16 protein-coding genes and 1 riboswitch are annotated in these 18575 nt (G+C 63.5%); of the genes, 9 read left to right on the top strand and 7 right to left on the bottom strand.

What is annotated here, in order from left to right; genetic code table 11:
• Positions 1-49: 49 nt before the first annotated feature.
• From NKH97_RS17490 to serA, 3 genes are all read left to right on the top strand, one after another.
• Positions 50-823, top strand: a complete 774-nt coding sequence (locus tag NKH97_RS17490) for an outer membrane protein (protein WP_023811865.1) — start codon at positions 50-52, stop codon at positions 821-823.
• 201 nt (positions 824-1024) lie between these two features.
• Complete coding sequence (locus NKH97_RS17485; protein WP_023811866.1) at positions 1025-2200, top strand: phosphoserine transaminase; 1176 nt, start codon at positions 1025-1027, stop codon at positions 2198-2200.
• A 67-nt stretch (positions 2201-2267) separates the two neighbouring features.
• On the top strand, positions 2268-3869 hold the full coding sequence (gene serA, locus NKH97_RS17480) for a phosphoglycerate dehydrogenase (protein ID WP_023811867.1): 1602 nt from the start codon (positions 2268-2270) through the stop codon (positions 3867-3869).
• Between the two features lie 48 nt (positions 3870-3917).
• Here the strand turns inward: serA and NKH97_RS17475 are convergent, their stop codons facing one another.
• Positions 3918-4382 (bottom strand): DUF2231 domain-containing protein, encoded by a 465-nt coding sequence (locus NKH97_RS17475; protein ID WP_352441038.1) that lies wholly within the window; start codon positions 4380-4382, stop codon positions 3918-3920.
• Between the two features lie 152 nt (positions 4383-4534).
• Entirely contained in the window at positions 4535-5440 is a 906-nt protein-coding gene (locus NKH97_RS17470) for a DMT family transporter (protein WP_023811869.1), read from the bottom strand.
• Positions 5441-5648: 208 nt separating this feature from the next.
• Between NKH97_RS17470 and NKH97_RS17465 the strand changes: the two genes are divergently transcribed.
• Complete coding sequence (locus NKH97_RS17465; protein WP_127267133.1) at positions 5649-6947, top strand: adenylosuccinate synthase; 1299 nt, start codon at positions 5649-5651, stop codon at positions 6945-6947.
• Positions 6948-7022: 75 nt separating this feature from the next.
• Positions 7023-8672 (top strand): hypothetical protein, encoded by a 1650-nt coding sequence (locus NKH97_RS17460; RefSeq protein ID WP_352798148.1) that lies wholly within the window; start codon positions 7023-7025, stop codon positions 8670-8672.
• 29 nt (positions 8673-8701) lie between these two features.
• On the opposite strand, the gene NKH97_RS17455 is transcribed toward NKH97_RS17460, so the two are convergent.
• Genes NKH97_RS17455 through NKH97_RS17440 form a run of 4 tightly spaced genes read right to left on the bottom strand, consistent with a single transcriptional unit; the run spans position 8702 to position 11768 of the window.
• Positions 8702-9001 carry a CcdB family protein gene (locus NKH97_RS17455; protein WP_127297430.1) on the bottom strand — a complete coding sequence of 100 codons (300 nt, stop codon included), beginning with the start codon at positions 8999-9001 and terminating at the stop codon, positions 8702-8704.
• Positions 9001-9243, bottom strand: a complete 243-nt coding sequence (locus tag NKH97_RS17450) for a type II toxin-antitoxin system CcdA family antitoxin (RefSeq protein WP_352554243.1) — start codon at positions 9241-9243, stop codon at positions 9001-9003. Before NKH97_RS17450 ends, NKH97_RS17455 begins: the two co-directional genes overlap by 1 nt.
• Positions 9244-9301: 58 nt before the next feature.
• Positions 9302-11122 (bottom strand): ABC-F family ATP-binding cassette domain-containing protein, encoded by a 1821-nt coding sequence (locus NKH97_RS17445; RefSeq protein ID WP_352798143.1) that lies wholly within the window; start codon positions 11120-11122, stop codon positions 9302-9304.
• Between the two features lies 1 nt (position 11123).
• Positions 11124-11768, bottom strand: coding sequence for a thiamine diphosphokinase (locus NKH97_RS17440; protein WP_352798140.1), 645 nt, complete (start codon positions 11766-11768; stop codon positions 11124-11126).
• Positions 11769-11855: 87 nt separating this feature from the next.
• A riboswitch (TPP riboswitch) is annotated at positions 11856-11970 on the top strand.
• A 43-nt stretch (positions 11971-12013) separates the two neighbouring features.
• Here NKH97_RS17440 and thiB point away from each other — a divergent pair.
• The 4 genes from thiB to NKH97_RS17420 all read left to right on the top strand — a co-directional run bounded on the left by thiB (position 12014) and on the right by NKH97_RS17420 (position 17385).
• Positions 12014-13012: a thiamine ABC transporter substrate binding subunit gene (thiB, locus tag NKH97_RS17435; protein ID WP_352798137.1), complete on the top strand. Its 999-nt coding sequence runs from the start codon at positions 12014-12016 to the stop codon at positions 13010-13012.
• A gap of 243 nt (positions 13013-13255) precedes the next feature.
• The gene (gene thiP / locus NKH97_RS17430; protein ID WP_352629203.1) at positions 13256-14875 is read left to right on the top strand and encodes a thiamine/thiamine pyrophosphate ABC transporter permease; all 1620 of its coding nucleotides are present in this window, start codon (positions 13256-13258) and stop codon (positions 14873-14875) included.
• Positions 14868-15659 (top strand): thiamine ABC transporter ATP-binding protein, encoded by a 792-nt coding sequence (thiQ, locus tag NKH97_RS17425; protein WP_023814299.1) that lies wholly within the window; start codon positions 14868-14870, stop codon positions 15657-15659. The genes thiP and thiQ overlap by 8 nt, the downstream gene beginning before the upstream one ends.
• 256 nt (positions 15660-15915) lie before the next feature.
• A complete protein-coding gene (locus tag NKH97_RS17420; protein ID WP_127297425.1) occupies positions 15916-17385 on the top strand; it encodes a M48 family metalloprotease in 1470 nt (489 codons plus the stop codon).
• A 24-nt stretch (positions 17386-17409) separates the two neighbouring features.
• Here NKH97_RS17420 and NKH97_RS17415 read toward each other — a convergent pair whose 3' ends face one another.
• Positions 17410-18273: an RNA polymerase factor sigma-32 gene (locus tag NKH97_RS17415; protein ID WP_127297424.1), complete on the bottom strand. Its 864-nt coding sequence runs from the start codon at positions 18271-18273 to the stop codon at positions 17410-17412.
• Positions 18274-18575: the final 302 nt, after the last annotated feature.

The following is an 18575-nucleotide window of genomic DNA, read 5'->3' as shown; positions in this document are numbered from 1 at the left end:
TGGCTGCCGCTGCGATTGCGGGCTGAGCCAAATTCGGGAGTCGGGGACCATGAAACTTACATCGCGTATGGCGCTGGCGCTCGGTGCACTAGCCCTCCTGCCGCTGACGCCGGTGCACGCGGCCGATTATGACCCGCCGATCTACGTCGACCAGGCGCCCGACTACGTCCCGGTCGAGGTCGGTTCCGGCTGGTACCTGCGCGGCGACGTCTCCTATCTGGCGCAGAAGAGCTTCAAAAATGAGGATTTCGCCTTCACACCTTCGCCACCTGCAAGCTTCAGCGACAAAGAAGATCCGATCTTTGCCAGCATCGGCTTCGGCTACCATTTCAACGACTATCTGCGCGCCGACCTCAATCTCGGCTATCTGCCTGGCAACGAGATCGGCGTCGGCTATGACGATTCAGCGACTGCGGCAGAGCCGACCGTGGCGTCGGCATCCCTGAAGAACTACGCCTTGTCGGGCATACTCAACGGCTATGTCGATCTTGGCACCTATGTCGGCATCACACCCTATCTCGGCGCCGGTATCGGGGTCGTTCGCAGCAAGCGCAGCCTGTCGGCAAGCTATTTCACCGACAATGGCGACGACACGGACGATTTCGCCGTAAGTGACAGCAAGACCCAGTACTCGCTGGCCTACACGCTGAATGCGGGCCTCGCCTATCAGGTATCGAAGAACGTTTCCGTCGACCTGGGCTATCAGTATTTCTCCGCCCCGGACGCTGAATATGTGACGGCTGAGAGCCTGACCTCCTATCCGGTCAAAAAAGGTATCAGCAACCATCAGGTCAAGCTCGGGCTGCGCTACGATCTCTGGTAGGCGCGGCGAGCACGAGGTTCAGGACGGCGGATCTTCGGGGTCCGCCGTTTGCGTTTGAAGTCACGACATCCCGATCAGGGATCGCCGGTATCCCGGCAGCGACAAAAACTTTCCTCTTGACGCCCGAAGTCTGAACGCATATCGCCGTCCGTGGGCCACCCCTCCCCAACGAGGGGCCACTATCTGGAAGGATAGACCACGATGACGACGCATACGAAGCCCGGACTCCGTCCGGCAAACCCCAATTTTTCCTCAGGTCCCTGTGCAAAACGTCCCGGCTGGTCGGTCGAGGCGCTGAACAATGCCGCGCTCGGCCGTTCCCACCGCGCCAAGATCGGCAAGACCAAGCTCGAACAGGCGATCGAGCTGACGCGGGAGATTCTCCAGGTCCCGGCGGGTTATCGCATCGGCATTGTGCCGGCGTCGGACACCGGTGCGGTCGAGATGGCGCTGTGGTCGCTGCTCGGCGAGCGCGGCGTCGACATGGTCGCCTGGGAGAGCTTTGGCTCCGGCTGGGTCACCGACGTGATCAAGCAATTGAAGCTCGCCGATGTGCGCAAGATCGAAGCCGGCTACGGCGAACTGCCTGATCTTACCAGGATCGATTTCGACCGCGATGTGGTCTTCACCTGGAACGGCACCACGTCGGGCGTGCGCGTGCCGAACGGCGATTTCATTCCCGCGGACCGCAAGGGCCTGACCGTCTGCGATGCGACTTCCGCCGCATTCGCGCAGAGGCTCGACTTCGAAAAGCTCGATGTCGTCACGTTCTCCTGGCAGAAGGTGCTGGGCGGCGAGGGCGCTCACGGCATGCTGATCCTGTCGCCTCGTGCCGTCGAGCGGCTGGAGACCTACAAGCCTTCATGGCCGCTGCCGAAAATCTTCCGCCTGACTTCGGGCGGCAAGCTGATCGAAGGCATCTTCAAGGGCGAGACCATCAACACCCCCTCGATGCTGTGCGTCGAGGATTACCTCGATGCGCTCAACTGGGCGAAGTCGACCGGCGGCCTCGACGCGCTGATCGCCAGGGCGGATGCCAATGCGGCCGTCCTCGATCGCTTTGTCGGCAAATCCTCCTGGCTCGGTCATCTCGCCGTCCAGCCGGCGACACGGTCGAACACGTCCGTCTGCCTGTCCTTCACCGATCCGGACGTGTCCGAGCTCGACGCCGACGGGCAGGCGGCTTTCGCCAAGGGGCTGGTGTCGGTGCTCGACAAGGAAGGCGTCGCCTACGATATCGGTGCCTATCGCGACGCACCGCCCGGCCTGCGCATCTGGTGCGGCGCGACGGTCGAGACGTCGGATCTGGAAGCGCTGCTGCCCTGGCTCGACTGGGCCTTCGCCGCACAGAAGGCGTCGCTCAAAGCGGCGGCCTGAGATCATTCGCGGCGGCCTCCGGGCCGCCCATTCCCATCAGGATCAAATCCATTTCAAGGAGGTCGCCATGGCGCCCCGCGTTCTCGTCTCAGACAAACTCTCCCCCACCGCCGTGCAGATATTCAAGGATCGTGGCGTCGAGGTCGACTATCTGCCCGATCTCGGCAAGGACAAGGAAAAGCTCGCCGAAGTGATCGGCCAGTATGATGGCCTCGCCATCCGTTCGGCGACCAAGGTCACCGAAAAGCTGATCAACGCCGCTACCAATCTCAAAGTCATCGGCCGCGCCGGCATCGGCGTCGACAATGTCGATATCCCGGCGGCAAGCCGCAAGGGCATCATCGTGATGAACACGCCCTTCGGCAACTCGATCACCACAGCCGAACATGCGGTGGCGATGATCTTTGCGCTGGCGCGCCAGATCCCTGAAGCCAACGCCTCGACCCATGCCGGCAAATGGGAAAAGAACCGCTTCATGGGCGTTGAGATCACCGGCAAGACGCTGGGCGTCATCGGCTGCGGCAACATCGGTTCGATCGTCGCGACACGCGGCGTTGGCCTCAAGATGCACGTCATCGCCTTCGATCCGTTCCTGTCGGACAGCCGTGCCGAGGAGCTTGGCGTCGACAAGGTCGAACTCGACGAACTGTTCGCCCGCGCCGATTTCATCACCCTGCACACGCCGCTGACCGACAAGACGCGCAACATCATCGATGCCGCGGCGATCGCCAAGATGAAGAAGGGCGTGCGCATCATCAATTGCGCACGCGGCGGTCTGATCGTCGAGGCCGACCTGATCGCGGCGCTGAAGAGCGGCAAGGTCGCCGGCGCCGGCGTCGACGTCTTCGAGGTCGAACCCGCCGAGAACAACGAACTGTTCGGCATGGAGAATGTGGTGGCGACGCCGCATCTCGGCGCCTCGACGACGGAGGCCCAGGAGAATGTCGCGCTGCAGGTTGCCGAACAGATGGCCGACTATCTGATCAAGGGCGCCGTCTCCAACGCCATCAACATGCCGTCGATCACCGCCGAGGAGGCGCCGCGGTTGAAGCCGTTCGTCAAGCTTGCCGAGGTGCTCGGCGCCTTCGTCGGCCAGGTCACCGAGGATCCGATCAAGGAGGTCGAGATCCTGTTCGACGGCTCCACCGCGACGATGAACACGCGCGCGCTGATCAGCGCCGCACTCGCCGGGCTGATCCGGCCTCAGGTCTCGGACGTCAACATGGTGTCGGCGCCGATCATGGTGAAGGAGCGCGGCATCATCGTCGCCGAGGTCAAGCGCGACAAATCGGGCGTGTTCGACGGCTATATCAAGCTGACCGTGAAGACCGAGCATATGACGCGTTCGATCGCCGGCACATGCTTCTCGGATGGCAAGCCACGCTTCATCCAGATCAAGGGCATCAACCTTGATGCCGAGGTCGGCCAGCACATGCTCTACACCACCAATGCCGACGCGCCGGGCATTATCGGGCTGCTCGGCACTGTCTGCGGCGAGAATGGCGTCAACATCGCCAACTTCCAGCTCGGCCGCAACCGGCCGGGCGGCGATGCCATAGCGCTGCTCTATCTCGACGCGCCGTTCCCGGAAGCCGTGCTGGAAAAGGTCAAGGCGCATAAGTCGATCGACTCGGCCAAGCGGCTGCAGTTCGACGTCAACGCGATGTGATCGAGGACAGGGGTCGCCCTCGTTGAACCGGCCGCCGCGGCGGCCGGTTCAGGTCAACTCGTCCGAGCCATCGGAGACACCCACGCGATGTCGGTAGACCAGTTCCCAGCCCTTCCAGCCCGTAAACAGCAGGATGAGAACCACGATCAGCGATAGGACGAAGCCGGTTGGCATCACGGCCGCCGCTCCGCCCGCATACCGCGAGTACCAGTTGTAAAGCTCGATCAACACGACGAGTACATTGCCGCCGGCATGGAGCCATGCCGTCGTGAGATTGCGGATCTGAACATCGCCGAGAACATCCGTCAGGCCAGCAAGCGCAGCCAGGGCAGCCATGATCAGGCCTGCGCCGAGAAGCCAAAGCGACCCGGTGACCCATCCGGGATCGGCTGTTCGCCAGAAGATAAGATCGCAAACGAAGGTGCCGACGAAAAAAGCAATCGGAAACGGAATCAGCATGGGATGGATAGGGTGACCAGCGATGCTTGCCGTGCTGCGAGGGTTGTGGCTCATCATGTCGCCTCCCTGCCGTTCAAACTCCGCTGGAGGTGAAATGTTCCAAGTGGGGACGCGGCAGGGTTTATGCCGCCGTTCCGCGGCCATTGGCGAAGTCCAGGCCGTTCGCGTGAATTGCCGCGACGGCGGAGGGCGTCAGCCGCCACATGTCATCCGCGGTGGTCCGCCAACGCCATCTTGCGCCCGCTGTATTCGGCAAGTCCGATGCCGCCCAGCACGAGCACCAAAGCCAATGCCTGATAGAGGTGGAACGTCTCGCCGACGATCAGCACCGATAGCAGCGTGCCGAAGATCGGCACCAGATTGATGAACAGGCCGGCGCGGTTGGCGCCGATCAGTTCGTTGCCTCTGATGTAGAAGATCTGCGAAACGACGGAGGCGCCGATCGCCGTATAGACGATGACGGTCCAGCCGCGCGCGTCGGGCATGATGACCTTGCCGGCGACGACCTCCCACAGGAAGAACGGCAGCGAAGTGACGAGTGCCGCAACCGACAGGGCCAGCATCAGGCTTTGCCAATGCATCACTGGTTTCAACCGCAGTCCGACCGAATAGCCGCTGTAGAGAAACACGGCGACCAGCATGATGGCGTCGCCGAAATTGAGTTCCAGCGTCAACAACCGGCGCGGGTCGCCATGGCAGGCGGTGAGGATCACGCCGGCGATGGTCAGCACGACGCCGACAATCTGAGCCCAGTTCACGCGCAGGCGGAAGAAGACGAAATTGGCAGTCATGATCAGGATCGGCATCGCCGCCTGTTCGATCGAGACATTGATCGCTGTCGTGTAGTTGAGCGCCGTGTAGAAGATGGTGTTGAACAGGGTGAAGCCGCTGGCGCCGAGGGCGACCAGCACGAACCAGTGCTTGCGGACGACCGGCCAGTCCTTCTGGATGGTCTTCCAGCCGATGGGCAGCATGATCGCCACGGCCAGAACCCAGCGCAGGAAGACCAGCGTCATCGGCGAGACGTGATCGACCGCCAGCTTGCCGGCCACCGAATTTCCGCCCCAGAGCAAGGTGGTGAGCAGCAGGAATATGTAGGCGCTTCGATGCATCGCGGGATTCCAGTCGCCGGAGCTGCGGTGTTTGCCGGCCTATTGCCCTCGCTCGCCCAAGTAAATGATGTCAAAGCCGAAAATTGTTGTGCCTCAGGGCATTTTCGACGGCAAAGAAAGGTCGCGCTCGCGAGGTCTTGACGTTATAGAGGCCTGTCGTTTCGAACCATATTCAAGCCGCTTGGCGGCGTCTCAAGGGAAAAGAAACATGGCCAATGTGGTGGTCGTCGGCTCGCAGTGGGGTGACGAAGGCAAGGGCAAGATCGTCGACTGGCTGTCGGAGCGGGCCGATGTCGTGGTGCGTTTCCAGGGCGGCCACAATGCCGGCCATACGCTGGTCGTCGACGGCAAGGTCTACAAGCTGTCGTTGCTTCCGTCGGGCGTCGTGCGCCAGGGCAAGCTGTCTATCATCGGCAATGGCGTCGTGTTCGACCCGCATGCTTTCGTCGCCGAGGTGGCCAAGCTCAAGGCGCAAGGTGTCGAAGTCGCACCGGATCGCCTGAAAATAGCCGAAAACACAGCGCTTATCCTGTCCCTGCATCGGGAGCTGGACGGATTCCGTGAGGACGCCGCATCCAATTCCGGGACGAAGATTGGCACGACCCGTCGTGGCATCGGCCCCGCCTACGAGGACAAGGTGGGCCGGCGCGCGGTCAGGGTGATGGACTTGGCGGATTTGGAAACACTGCCCGTGAAGGTTGACAGGCTGCTGACGCACCACAATGCGCTGCGTCGGGGGCTTGGCCATGCGGAAGTCACGCATGACGCGATCATGCAGGAACTGACCTCGGTCGCCGACGACATCCTGCCCTATATGGACCGGGTCTGGAAAATCCTCGACGACAAGCGCCGGGCTGGCGAGCGTATCCTGTTCGAGGGCGCGCAGGGCACGCTGCTTGACATAGACCACGGCACCTATCCATTCGTGACCTCGTCGAACACGGTTGCCGGACAGGCTGCCGCCGGCTCCGGCGTCGGCCCAGGCGCTATCGGCTATGTGCTCGGCATCACCAAAGCCTATACGACACGCGTCGGCGAGGGTCCGTTCCCGACCGAGCAGAAGAACGAGGTCGGCGAATTCCTCGGCACGCGCGGCCATGAATTCGGCGTCGTCACCGGCCGCAAGCGCCGCTGCGGCTGGTTCGACGCGGTGCTGGTACGCCAGGCCGTCGCTGTCAACGGCATCAAGGGCATCGCGCTGACCAAGCTCGACGTGCTCGACGGGCTGGACGAGATCAAGGTCTGCACAGGTTATCGTCTCGACGGCGAGATGATCGATTATCTGCCGGCCAGCCAGGGCGCGCAGGCACGTGTCGAGCCGGTCTACGAGACGCTCGAGGGCTGGAAAGGCACCACTGCCGGCGCGCGCAGCTGGAACGATCTGCCGGCCCAGGCCGTCAAATACGTCCGCTACATCGAAGAGCTGATCGGCGCCCCGGTCGCACTCCTTTCCACCAGCCCCGAACGGGACGACACGATACTTGTGACCGATCCGTTTCAAGACTAGTTTCTGAAGCCTTTCCGGGCATCGCGGCCGATTTGCGGGGGCCGGCGCGGAAACAAAATACAGGTCGACTGAAGCATGGCAGATTACGTTGCTATTCTGAAAAAGGCGCTCGGCAAGCATGGTGACGAGACGCCGGAAAAGCGTACGCGCATCTATGCCAGCGTTCGCACCATGCTGGCGAAGAAGCTTGAGGAATATTCGCCGCCGCCGGCCGCCGAAGCCATAGCCACGCAGATGCGTTCGCTGGAAGACGCGATCGCGAGTGTCGAGCGGGACTATGCCAAGAGCCTGCCGGAGACCGATCCGCTGGCGGAGCTGGAACACATCTTTTCGTCGATCGATCGCAACAAGAATCAGCCAACCCATACACGGCAGCCGGCCAAGGCCGAATCAGCCTGGCCGGCACCGCCCGCTGCAAAGCCTGAATCTTATCAGCCCGCGCCACCACCTGCCGCCAAGGTCGAGCCGAGCTGGCAAAGGGCGACGCCGGCGCCTTCCCAGCTGGCTCGCGCCGACACGCCTCTTCCAGGTATGGATGCCGACGAGGAGGAGGACGAGGCCGATGTCTTTTCCAGCGACGAAGAGCCGGTGTCGGATACCTTCCAGCGCCTGCGTCCCGCCGAGCGCAAGCGCAGCTATGGTGGGCTGATCGCGGCCGTCGTCGCTCTTCTGGTCGTAGCCGGCGGCGGCTACGGAATCTGGCTGAACAAGGATGCCTTCGGCAAAATGCTTGGGTTTGGCGGCAATCAGATCGCCAAGACCGAGCCGGTGAAACCAGCGCCTGCCAAGCCGGCAACCGATGCCGCGGCAACGCCTCCGGCGCCCGCGGCTGGCGGCACGGAAGCCGAAAGCACGAAATTCACGCAGCGGCTGACGCCGCAGGGCAGTGAAGTCGACCCGGGTCCGGCCGGTGGCCAAAGCGGCATCGGCGAAGGCGAATCGGTCGCCGCGCTGACCACGCCGCCCTCGGCGACGAACCCACCGGCGATTTCCGCTCCGGCCGCAGGCACACCTGCCGCGGCAGCGCCCCCCGCTACAGGTGCCGCCCCCGCAACACCGCCTGCCAACGGAGCTGCCCCGGCAGCGCCAGCCGATGCTGCCGGCACGCCGACCGCACCGGCCGGCGCCGCGCCGCCCGCCACGGCAGCTGCGCCTGCGGAAGCCGCTCTGCCTGTCGGCCAGAAGGCGATCTTCTATGAGGAGCGTACCAGCACTGCCCAGGGTTCCGCCGAGCCCGGCAACATCGTCTGGTCGCTGGTGCAGGAATCGCCCGGTGGCGACCTGCCGCCGGAGCCGGCGATCCGCGCCGAGGCCACCATTCCCGGCAAGGACATCCAGTTGCGCATGACCATCCGCCGCAACACCGACCAGACACTGCCGGCCAGCCATATCATCGAGATGATCTTCCTGACGCCCGACGGTTTCGAGGGCGGCGGTGTCGACAACATCCTGCGCGTCGCCATGAAGGGTTCGGAGCAGGATGCCGGCAGCCCGTTGATCGGCATTCCGGCCAAGATCGCCGACGGCTTCTTCCTCGTCGCGCTCAACGATACCAAGGCCGACGAAGACGCCAACATGACCCTGCTTCGCGGCCAGGACTGGATCGACGTACCGGTCGTCTACAAGACCGGACGGCGGGCACTGCTGACCATGGAAAAGGGCATTCCCGGCGAGAAGGTGTTCGACGAGGCAATCAAGGCCTGGCAGGCGAAGACGGCGGGCTGAGAAGGAAGCCGGCCCGAAGCCTCGTTGACTCAGAAGCCCTGGAACAACATATCGAGCGCGGCGACGATGTCGTCGTGGTGCCGGGAGAGATTTCCCTCGGCATCCGGCAATTCAGAGGCCATCAAGGCTGACATGAACTGCGTGACCATTACATGATCTTTGCCATCGATAGCGAAGGTCGGATTTAGTCGGCGGCCCGGAACCGGTGCTATGTTGGGCGGCATCAACGGAATGACGACTCTTGTGCTCAGTCCTTCAAGAAGGTCGGACTGAACATCGAGAAAATAGCCGCCGCCTTCAGCATTCCGATAAAGATCGTAACGTGCCATCAAAACAGCCGGTATTTGGCTAATGGCAGTCCGTTGCGCCTGACATATTCATTGGAGCTTTCAATGGCTTGTTTGTTTTCCTCTTGCCATCGACGCGTCTTTTCCGCCGCAATCGCTTTCGCGATCCCCGCCTCGGCGGCACGGGAAATGTTGATGCCCAACGCTTTCGCGTCGCTGATCAACTGGGAATCGATGGACGTGTTGACGGATTGCCGTTGAGGTTTTGACGTCGATTGAAGCATGGAAATCGCTCTCTTTTATGCGCATAATGTAGGCGCATAAAAGTTCACACACAATCCCTTACCCTTCCATCTCCTCGCGCAGCATCTCCAGTTCCAGCCACTCTTCCTCCAGCGCCGCCAGCGTGGCGCGCTCCTTGTCGAGGGCGGCGATGGTTTTCTGGAAGGAGGCCGGGTCGCGCTCGTAATAGGCCGGATCGGCGATGTTGTTCTCCAGCCTTGAGATCGAAGCCGTCACACCCTCGATTTTCTTGGGCAGCGATTCCAGCGCGAATTTCTGTTTGAACGACAGTTTCTTCGCCGGCCCCTTTGGCGCGGCCGCTTCACTTCTGGTCGTCACTGGCGCTTCGCCGTTTTCGGCCTTCGCACGCGCCTTGCGGTCGTCCAGCCTGGTGCCGCCGCGCTGCGCCAGCATGTCGGAGTAGCCGCCGGCATATTCGATCCAGCGGCCTTCACCATCCGGCGCGATCAGGCTGGTCACGGTGCGGTCGAGGAAATCGCGATCGTGGCTGACCAGGATGACGGTGCCGGCAAAGCCGGCGACCAGTTCCTGCAGCAGTTCCAGCGTCTCCATATCGAGATCGTTGGTCGGCTCGTCGAGCACCAGAAGGTTTGCCGGCCGCGCCAGCACCCGCGCCAGCAAGAGCCGTGCCCGTTCTCCGCCGGACAACTCGCGCACCGGCGTGCGTGCCTGCTCCGGCTTGAACAGGAAATCCTTCATGTAGGAGACGACGTGGCGCTGCTCGCCATTGATGACGAGGTTCTCGCCGCGCCCGTCGGTGAGATATTGCGCCAGCGTCTCCTGCGGGTCGACCGCCTCGCGCTTCTGGTCGAGCGTGGCGATCTCCAGATTGGTGCCGAGCCGCACCGAACCGGCGTCCGGCTTCATCTCGCCGTTCAGCATCTTCAAGAGCGTCGTCTTGCCGGCGCCGTTCGGCCCGACCAGGCCGACGCGATCGCCGCGCTGGATGCGGGTCGAAAACCCCTTGACCACGGTGAGATCGCCAAAGCTCTTCTCGATGTTCTTCGCCTCGATCACCAGCTTGCCGGACTCGGCGGCGTCGCTCGCCACCATGGTCGCCGACCCTTCGGCACCGCGATGGCCGCGAAAACGCTGGCGCATGGTCTGCAACTCGCCGAGCCGGCGCATGTTTCGCTTGCGCCGCGCCGTCACGCCGTAGCGCAGCCAATGCTCTTCGCGAACGATCTGGCGGCCGAGTTTATGCTGCTCGCGCTCTTCTTCCTCCAGGACCAGGTCGCGCCATTCCTCGAAATGGCCAAAGCCCTTGTCCAGCCTGCGGGTCTGGCCGCGATCGAGCCAGATGGTGGCGCGCGACACACGTTCGAGAAAGCGGCGGTCGTGCGAGATGACGATCAGTGCCGAGGAGGTGCGGATGAGTTCTTCTTCCAGCCATTCGATGACCGAGAGGTCGAGATGGTTGGTCGGCTCATCGAGCAGCAGGATGTCTGGCTCCGGCGCCATCACGCGGGCAAGGGCAGCACGCCTCGCCTCGCCGCCCGACAGATCATTCGGACGTTCCTCACCCGACAGTCCGAGATGCTCCATCAGATAGCTGGCTCGGTAGGGATCGTCGGCGGGGCCAAGCCCGGCCTCGACATAGGCGCGGACGGTGGCAAAGCCCTCCATGTCCGGCATCTGCGGCAAATAGCGGATAGTTGCCGAAGGCTGGCGGAACACCTCGCCGTCCTGCGGCTCGATCAGGCCAGCGGCGATCTTCAGCAGGGTCGACTTGCCCGACCCGTTGCGGCCGACCAGTGCAATCTTGTCGCCGGCCGAAGCCGTCAAGGCGGCGCCGTCGAGCAGCGGCGTGCCGCCGAAGGTCAGTTTTATCCCGTCGAGGTTGAGAAGAGGCGGGGCCATGTCAGCTTTCAGGTAAGGGATAGGGATGAGCGAGCAGCATCGCGCGGCCATGGTCCAGTGCGATTTCGAGGCGGCCCTTGACCTCGTTGGAGATGGTCAGCGACGAACCGAACGCCACCTTGACGTGGTTCAGCGGCCATTTGGCGCCGGTGACGGTCAGGCCGGCGAGCTCGGAAAAGCCGAGCACCGAAAACAGCGTGCCATCGGCATAGTCGAAGCCGGCCGTTCCGCGCAGCAGGGGAATGCCCTCCTGGGCGCCGCTGGTCAGGAGCACATCAGTCCCGGCCTCGGCCAGCCGGAGGGCAAGCGCCAGATGCAGGAAAGCGTGGTCGGCGCGCTTGCCGCCGAAAGCACCGGCGAGCACCAGGCGGGTCGCGCTGCGCTCGAGTGCGGCGGCAATGGCCAGTTCGCCATCGGTCTGGTCCTTTTCCGCCGGGAAGGTCCGGCGCGGCACGGAAGCGAGATCGTCAGGCAGCTTGGCTGGCACGGAATCGAAATCGCCCACCCACAGTTCGGGCACGAGACCCAGCAGCCGCGCATGCCCGATGCCGGCGTCGGCGGCGATGACGCGGGAGCCTTCGGCCTGGCGGTCGAGCCGTGGCGTGCGGATGAGATCGCCGCCAAGCAGGATGGTGAATGTGCTCATATCGTGTGGCCCTTACCAGCCCGGCACGGGAAACGGAAGGCGGCAAACTCCCACTTGCATGGGGGATCGGCCCGGCCTATGTGTCGAAACGCTCTAACGGGGTGCCGGACGCGATCTTCGCGGACCGGCTGAGAGGCAGTCTCGCCAACCCGCTGAACCTGATCCGGTTTGTACCGGCGGAGGGATTAGACGTTTCGGACAGTCCGACGCCTCAATTCCTTTCAATTCGAACGAAGGAGGCGCCGATGCGCACGCATTTATACGCTCTAGTCTCAGCAATGGCCGTGGTCCTGTCCGGACCGGCCTTGGCCAAGGACAAACTCACCGTCTACACCTATGAGAGCTTTACCGCCGACTGGGGTCCGGGTCCCGTGGTGAAGAAGGAGTTCGAGGCCGAATGCGGCTGCGATGTCGAGTTCGTCTCGGTCGCCGACGGCGTCGCGCTGCTCAACCGCGTCAGATTGGAAGGCGCATCGACCAAGGCCGATATCGTGCTTGGCCTCGACACCAATCTCACCACCGATGCCAAGGCGTCAGGCTTGTTCGCGCCGCATGGCGGCGTAACTGATGTCAACGTGCCGGGTGGCTGGAGCGACGATACTTTTGTCCCCTTTGACTACGGATATTTCGCCGTCGTCTACGACACCGAGAAGCTGAAGAACCCGCCGAAAAGCCTGAAAGAGCTGGTCGAGGGCAGTGCCGATGACAAGATCGTCATCCAGGATCCGCGCACCTCCACGCCGGGCCTCGGTCTGCTTCTGTGGGTCAAGTCAGTCTATGGCGACAAGGCGCCCGAGGCCTGGGCCAAGCTCAAGGCGAAAGTGCTGACCGTGACGCCGGGCTGGAGCGAGGCCTATGGGCTGTTCACCAAGGGCGAGGCGCCGATGGTGCTGTCCTACACGACGTCGCCGGCCTACCACATGGTCGCCGAGAAGACAGAGCGCTATCAGGCAGCGTCGTTCGAGGAGGGCGAGTATTTGCAGATAGAAGTCGCGGGTATCACCACGGCGGGGGCCAAGAACCCGCTGGCGGCCAAGTTCATCGCCTTCATGACCGGGCCGAAATTCCAGGATGCCATCCCCGAGACCAACTGGATGTTCCCGGCCGGCAAGACCGACAAGCCGCTCAATCCGGCCTTCGACAAACTGGTCAAGCCGACCAAGACCTTGCTGTTCAGCCCGCAAGAGGTCGCTGCCAACCGCAAGGCTTGGGTCGATGAATGGCTGGCGGTGATGAGCAAGTAGGCTTGCGAGTTCTTTTGATGTTCGCGCCACTCCACCCCCCTCTGGCCTGCCGGCAATCTCCCCCTCAAGGGGGGAGATTGGCAGCGTCGTTGCTGGTTATAGTCCGGCAACGTTGGAGACTAGCGGAAGCATGGGTGACGGCCGATCTCCTCCCTGGAGGGGGAGATGTCCGGCAGGACAGAGGGGGGCGCCAAGGAACGCAATCCTTTGTAATTGCCGCGATGGAAAGAATGGTGGTCCAGCGTGCAACGCGCGTCTGACCCCCGCATCACCGCTGGCACCCTCGCGCTCGCTGCAATCGCGCTGCTGATCGGCGGCGCGTTTGCTGGCCTGCTTTTCGAGGGCGCCCATGATTTCTCGGGCGCCTGGGCAACCTTCGATCCCTATCTGCTTCGCGTCATTCGCTTCACGCTCTGGCAAGCGGCGCTCTCGACGCTGCTTTCGGTCATCCCGGCGCTGTTCGTGGCGCGCGCTCTGTCGCGGCACCCACGTTTCTTCGCTCGCGCCTTCATCCTGCAGATCTTCGCCGTGCCGTTGGCGCTGCCGGCTATTGTCGCAGCACTCGGCATCCTGGCGCTTTATGGCCGTGCCGGCTATTTCGCCGGCGTGCTTGCCGTGATCGGCGGGGGAAGCTGGCCGGGCATCTATGGCCTGTCCGGCATCCTCGTCGCCCATGTCTTCTTCAACCTGCCGCTGGCGACGCGGCTGTTCCTCGAGGCGCTGCAGACCATACCGGCCGACCAATGGCGGTTGGCGAGCCAGCTCGGCATGGCGGCGCGGCCGGCGTTCCGGCTGATCGAATGGCCAACGCTGCGCGCCGCACTGCCCGGCGTCGCCGGGCTGGTGTTCATGCTCTGCATCACATCCTTCACCATCGTGCTGACGCTCGGCGGCGGGCCGGCCGCGACGACGCTTGAGGTCGGCATCTACCAGGCGCTGCGCTTCGATTTCGATCCCGCGCGGGCCGTTACACTGACGCTGTTGCAGATCGCCTTGACCTTTATCGTTGTGCTGGCCCTGACGCGCCTAGGCGCCAATGTGGTCGGCGACACCAATTTGCCGGTCGCGCAACGCCGCTATCTCTCGGTCAATCGGAGCGAGACCTGGTTGAACGCGCTAGTCATCATCCTGGCGCTGCTGTTCGTCGTTGGGCCGATGGCGGCAACCGTGGTGGCCGGGTTGGGTGCGGACCTCGGCCGTTTGGCCAGCGAGGCCACCGTCCGGCAGGCAACGCTGACCAGCGCAGCGCTCGCCTTCCTGTCGGCGCTGCTTTCGGTGATGCTGTCGCTGGTGCTGACCATGGCGCGGCGGGCACTGGCGCTGAACCGCCGTGCCGGCGCAAAGACACTGCTCGAACGCGCCACCGATACAGGCGCCGGTTTTGTCCTTGTCGTGCCGCCGATCGTCGTCGGCGCTGGCTGGTTCCTGTTGCTGCGCCATGTCGGCGATGCCTTCGCCATCGCCCCGGTCATGGTCGTCACCGTCAATGCGGTGATGGCGATGCCGTTCGCCCTACGCGCCGTGCGTCCCGCCTATGATGCGGCGAGCGAGCGTCACGAACGGCTCTGCGCACAGCTCGGCATTGCGGGCTGGAACCGGCTGATGCTGGTCGACTGGCCGTCGCTGCGGCGACCGCTCGCCACGGCCTTCGCTTTCGCCATGGCGCTGTCGCTCGGCGATCTCGGTGTCATTGCCCTGTTCGGCAGTGATTCCGTGCAGACATTGCCCTACCTTCTTCTGGCACGGATGGGCAGCTACCGCACCGAGGATGCCGCCGGCCTGGCACTGCTGCTCGGCTTCGTCTGTCTCGCGTTGATCGTGGCGGCGCACTGGCTGGGAAGGGAGAAGGTCCGCGATGCGTGAGAGGGCGGCCAACAGGCTCGAAAAGGGCGCGCCGGTGCGGCTAGACAATGTGTCGTTCAGTTATGGCAGCTATGGCGATGCGCCACTTGTCTTCGACGTCGAGTTCGCCACGGCGAAGATCACCGCCATCATGGGTCCGAGCGGTTCGGGCAAGTCGACGCTGCTCAATCTGGTCGCCGGCTTCGAGACCCCACAATCGGGCCGCGTGCTGATCGGCGGGGCCGATGTCAGCGCCGAGCCGGCCTCGGCGCGGCCGGTGTCGATGGTGTTCCAGGAGAACAATCTCTTCGCGCATCTTTCCGTCGAGCAGAATGTCGGGCTCGGCCGCTCGCCCTCCCTGGGACTGACCGAGGCGGACCGCGTCGCGGTCGCCGAGGCGCTTGCGCGCACCGGTCTCGCGGGCAAGGAGAAACGCCTGCCGCGCGAGCTCTCTGGGGGCGAACGCCAGCGCGTCGCACTGGCCCGCGTGCTGGTGCGCGACCGACCGGTGTTGCTGCTCGACGAGCCCTTCGCTTCGCTCGGACCCGCTTTGCGCGACGAGATGCTGGATCTGGTTGCTGCCGTTCATGCCGAACGCGCCATGACGGTGCTATTTGTCACCCACCAGCCCGAGGATGCACGCCGCATCGGCGAGCACATGGTGTTTGTCGACAATGGGTTGGTGGCCGCAACCGGCAAGGCTGATGATTTCTTTACCGGGGCTGGTCCGGAGGCGTTCCGGCGCTATATCGGCGCGGGTGCTGGATATTCCACATCACGCGATGTTGCCCGGAAGCGGACATAATTTACGGTCAAACCGGCTCCAGGCGATGTGGCGTTTGCTTGCCATGACCGGGGGAGTGTGGCTAGGTCGCCCTACCGGTCCGGCACAGGCCGTGATTTGCCTGCAGTATCCGCCGCCCGCCCTAAGGGACGGGCACGGATGCTGCAGCAGTTTGAGATGGCGCATGACACGTTCCGAAGATCGCCCCCGATTTTCGTGGTCATGCGCCGGGACCCGAAAGGAAGCCGTTCTGGCGATCGGCGCTAACACATTGGGAATGAAACCGCTGGCGCGTTTTCTCGCGCTGGCCGGTTTTGCCGTGGCGTTGGCAAGCTGCCAGATGTTCACGCCGCCGGAAGTTCAGGAATCCGGCTTCCAGCCTTCCGACAAGCCGATCACGGTGGACAATGTCGGCGCCAACAACAAGCTCGCCGAATTGGCCAAGGCGCAGCACCCGCGCATCCTGGCGACTTATGGCGGTGAATATTCCGACCCCAAGCTCGAACGCATGGTCGCCAAGGTGGTCGGTAGTTTGACGGTGGTGTCCGCCAACCCGACACAGACCTATCGCATCACCATTTTAAATTCGCCCAACGTCAACGCATTCGCGCTGCCGGGCGGCTATCTCTACATCACCCGCGGCCTCCTGGCGCTGGCCAATGATTCGGCCGAGCTTGCCGCCGTCATCGCGCATGAGATGGGCCACGTTACCGCCAATCACGGCCTGCAGCGCCAGCAACTGGAGGCCGAGGAAGGCCTGGCGACCAAGGTGGTTTCCGACGTGCTCGGCGACAGCCCGACCGCCAAGGCGGCGCTGATCCGCGGCAAGCTGAGGCTGGCGCAATTTTCGCGCAACCAGGAGCTGGAAGCCGACGCCATCGGCATCAAGTCGATCGGCGAGGCCGGCTACGATCCTTTCGCCGCCGGCCGCTTCCTGCAGTCGATGTCGGCCTATACCGATTTCCGCTCGATCAGTGGCGCCACCGACGCCAGCCTGGACTTCCTGGCCACGCACCCCAACACGCCGCAGCGCATCGATCTGGCGCAGCGCCATGCCCGCCAGTTCGGCGCGCCGGGCGTCGGCACGCGAGACCGCGATTCCTTCCTCGCCGGCATAGACGGCCTGCTCTATGGCGACACACCCGAGGAAGGCTATGTGCGCGGCGAAACCTTCCTGCACCCGGGCCTTGGCGTGTCGTTCACGGTGCCGGACGGCTTCATCATCGACAATTCGGCGGCAGCGGTGACGGCCACCGGCCCCGGCGACATAGCGATCCGTTTCGATGGCGTTTCCATCGACAAGAACCGGGCGCTGACGGACTATATCCGCAGCGGCTGGGTGGCTGGTCTCGTCGACAGCAGCGTCAAGCAGGAAACCATCAACGGCAATGAGGCGGCGACCGCGCATGCCGGCGCCGAAGGCTGGCAGTTCGACATTGCGGTGATCCGCGCCGGCGGCCAGGTCTACCGGCTGCTGACCGCGGCCCCTTCCGCCAGCACGTCGCTGGACACGATCGCCCGCTCGGTCAGCGGCTCGTTCCGGATTTTGAGCGCTGCCGAAAAGACGGCGCTGAAGCCGCTGCACATCCGCGTCGTCACCGTCCAGCCTGGGCAGACGATGGGTTCGCTTTCGGCGCAGATGGTCGGCGTCGACCGCAAGCTCGACCTGTTCCGCGTCCTCAATGCGCTGTCGCCCGGTGCCGCGGTTTCGGCCGGCGACAAGGTCAAGATCGTCACCGACAAGTAGGCGCCGCTGGACGCCTGCCGCCGTTCAGGCGGCAGTCGCGATGAACTCCGGATTCTGCTTCACCAATGCGACCTTGAGCTTTTCCATGGCGCGGGCCTCGATCTGGCGGACGCGTTCCTTGGAGATGCCGAGCGTTTCGCCGAGCGCTTCGAGTGTCGCGCCCTCGTCGTTCAGCCGCCGTTCCTCGATGATCCTCAGTTCCCGTGCGTTGAGCGCGCGAAGCGCCTCCCTCAGCCAGAGCGAGCGGCGCGCGACATCGATCTTGTCGCCGACGATCTCGTCGGGCAGCGGATCGTCCGAAATCAGGAAATCCATGCGCTCGGTCGAACCCGCATCGTCGGCAATAGGCATGTTGAGCGAGGAATCGGGCGCCGAGAGCCGCGAATCCATCATCGCCACATCGGCTTCGGAGACGCCAAGCGCCTCCGACACCTCGCGATAGAGCGTGGCGTTGGAGAGCGGCTCCGTGCCATTCGCCAACCGCGCGCGCAGGCGTCGCAAATTGAAGAACAGCGCCTTCTGGGCCGAGCTGGTGCCACCACGCACGATAGACCAGTTGCGCAGGATATAGTCCTGCATCGAGGCGCGAATCCACCATGTCGCATAGGTCGAGAACCGCACCTCGCGCTCCGGCTCGAAGCGGGCGGCGGCCTCGAGCAGTCCGACATGACCCTCCTGAACCAGGTCGCCGAGCGGCAGGCCGTAATGGCGGAATTTGGAGGCCATGGAAATGACCAGCCGCATATGGGCGACGGTGATGCTGTGCAGCGCGTTCTGGTCGTTGTCCTCTTTCCAGAGCAATGCAAGCCGATGCTCTTCGTCACGCTCGAGGTAGGGAGCCTTCATTGCCGCGCGGACCATGATCCGTCCTGCCGTGTCTTCCATCATGAGGCGCTCCCTGGGTGGTGCGGATGACTTTGCAAACTTGGCTGGCGCCCGGGTTGAAATGGCGGCGTCGTGCCCTACAACAGCCAGAACTGCCATGCGCGGGAAAGGTTCCGCGACCGTGGCGGCGGGATTGTGTTGCCTGAAGGGATTCCCAGGACGGTTCGTGATGGCTGCGATGACGAGCAGAAAGTTCCAGTTGGAGAACTGGGTTTCATAAATCGGTGTTTTTGAAATTCTGTTCCTTATTTTTTCGGCTTGCATCTGTCAGTTTCCAGCGCTCACAAATATGCCGGCCAGCCGGC

This window comes from Mesorhizobium sp. M0870, assembly GCF_040319775.1.
In the GTDB taxonomy this organism is placed as follows: Bacteria; Pseudomonadota; Alphaproteobacteria; order Rhizobiales; family Rhizobiaceae; genus Mesorhizobium.
Note: the sequence above shows the minus strand (reverse complement) of the source record. Positions and strands in the feature narration are given on the sequence as shown.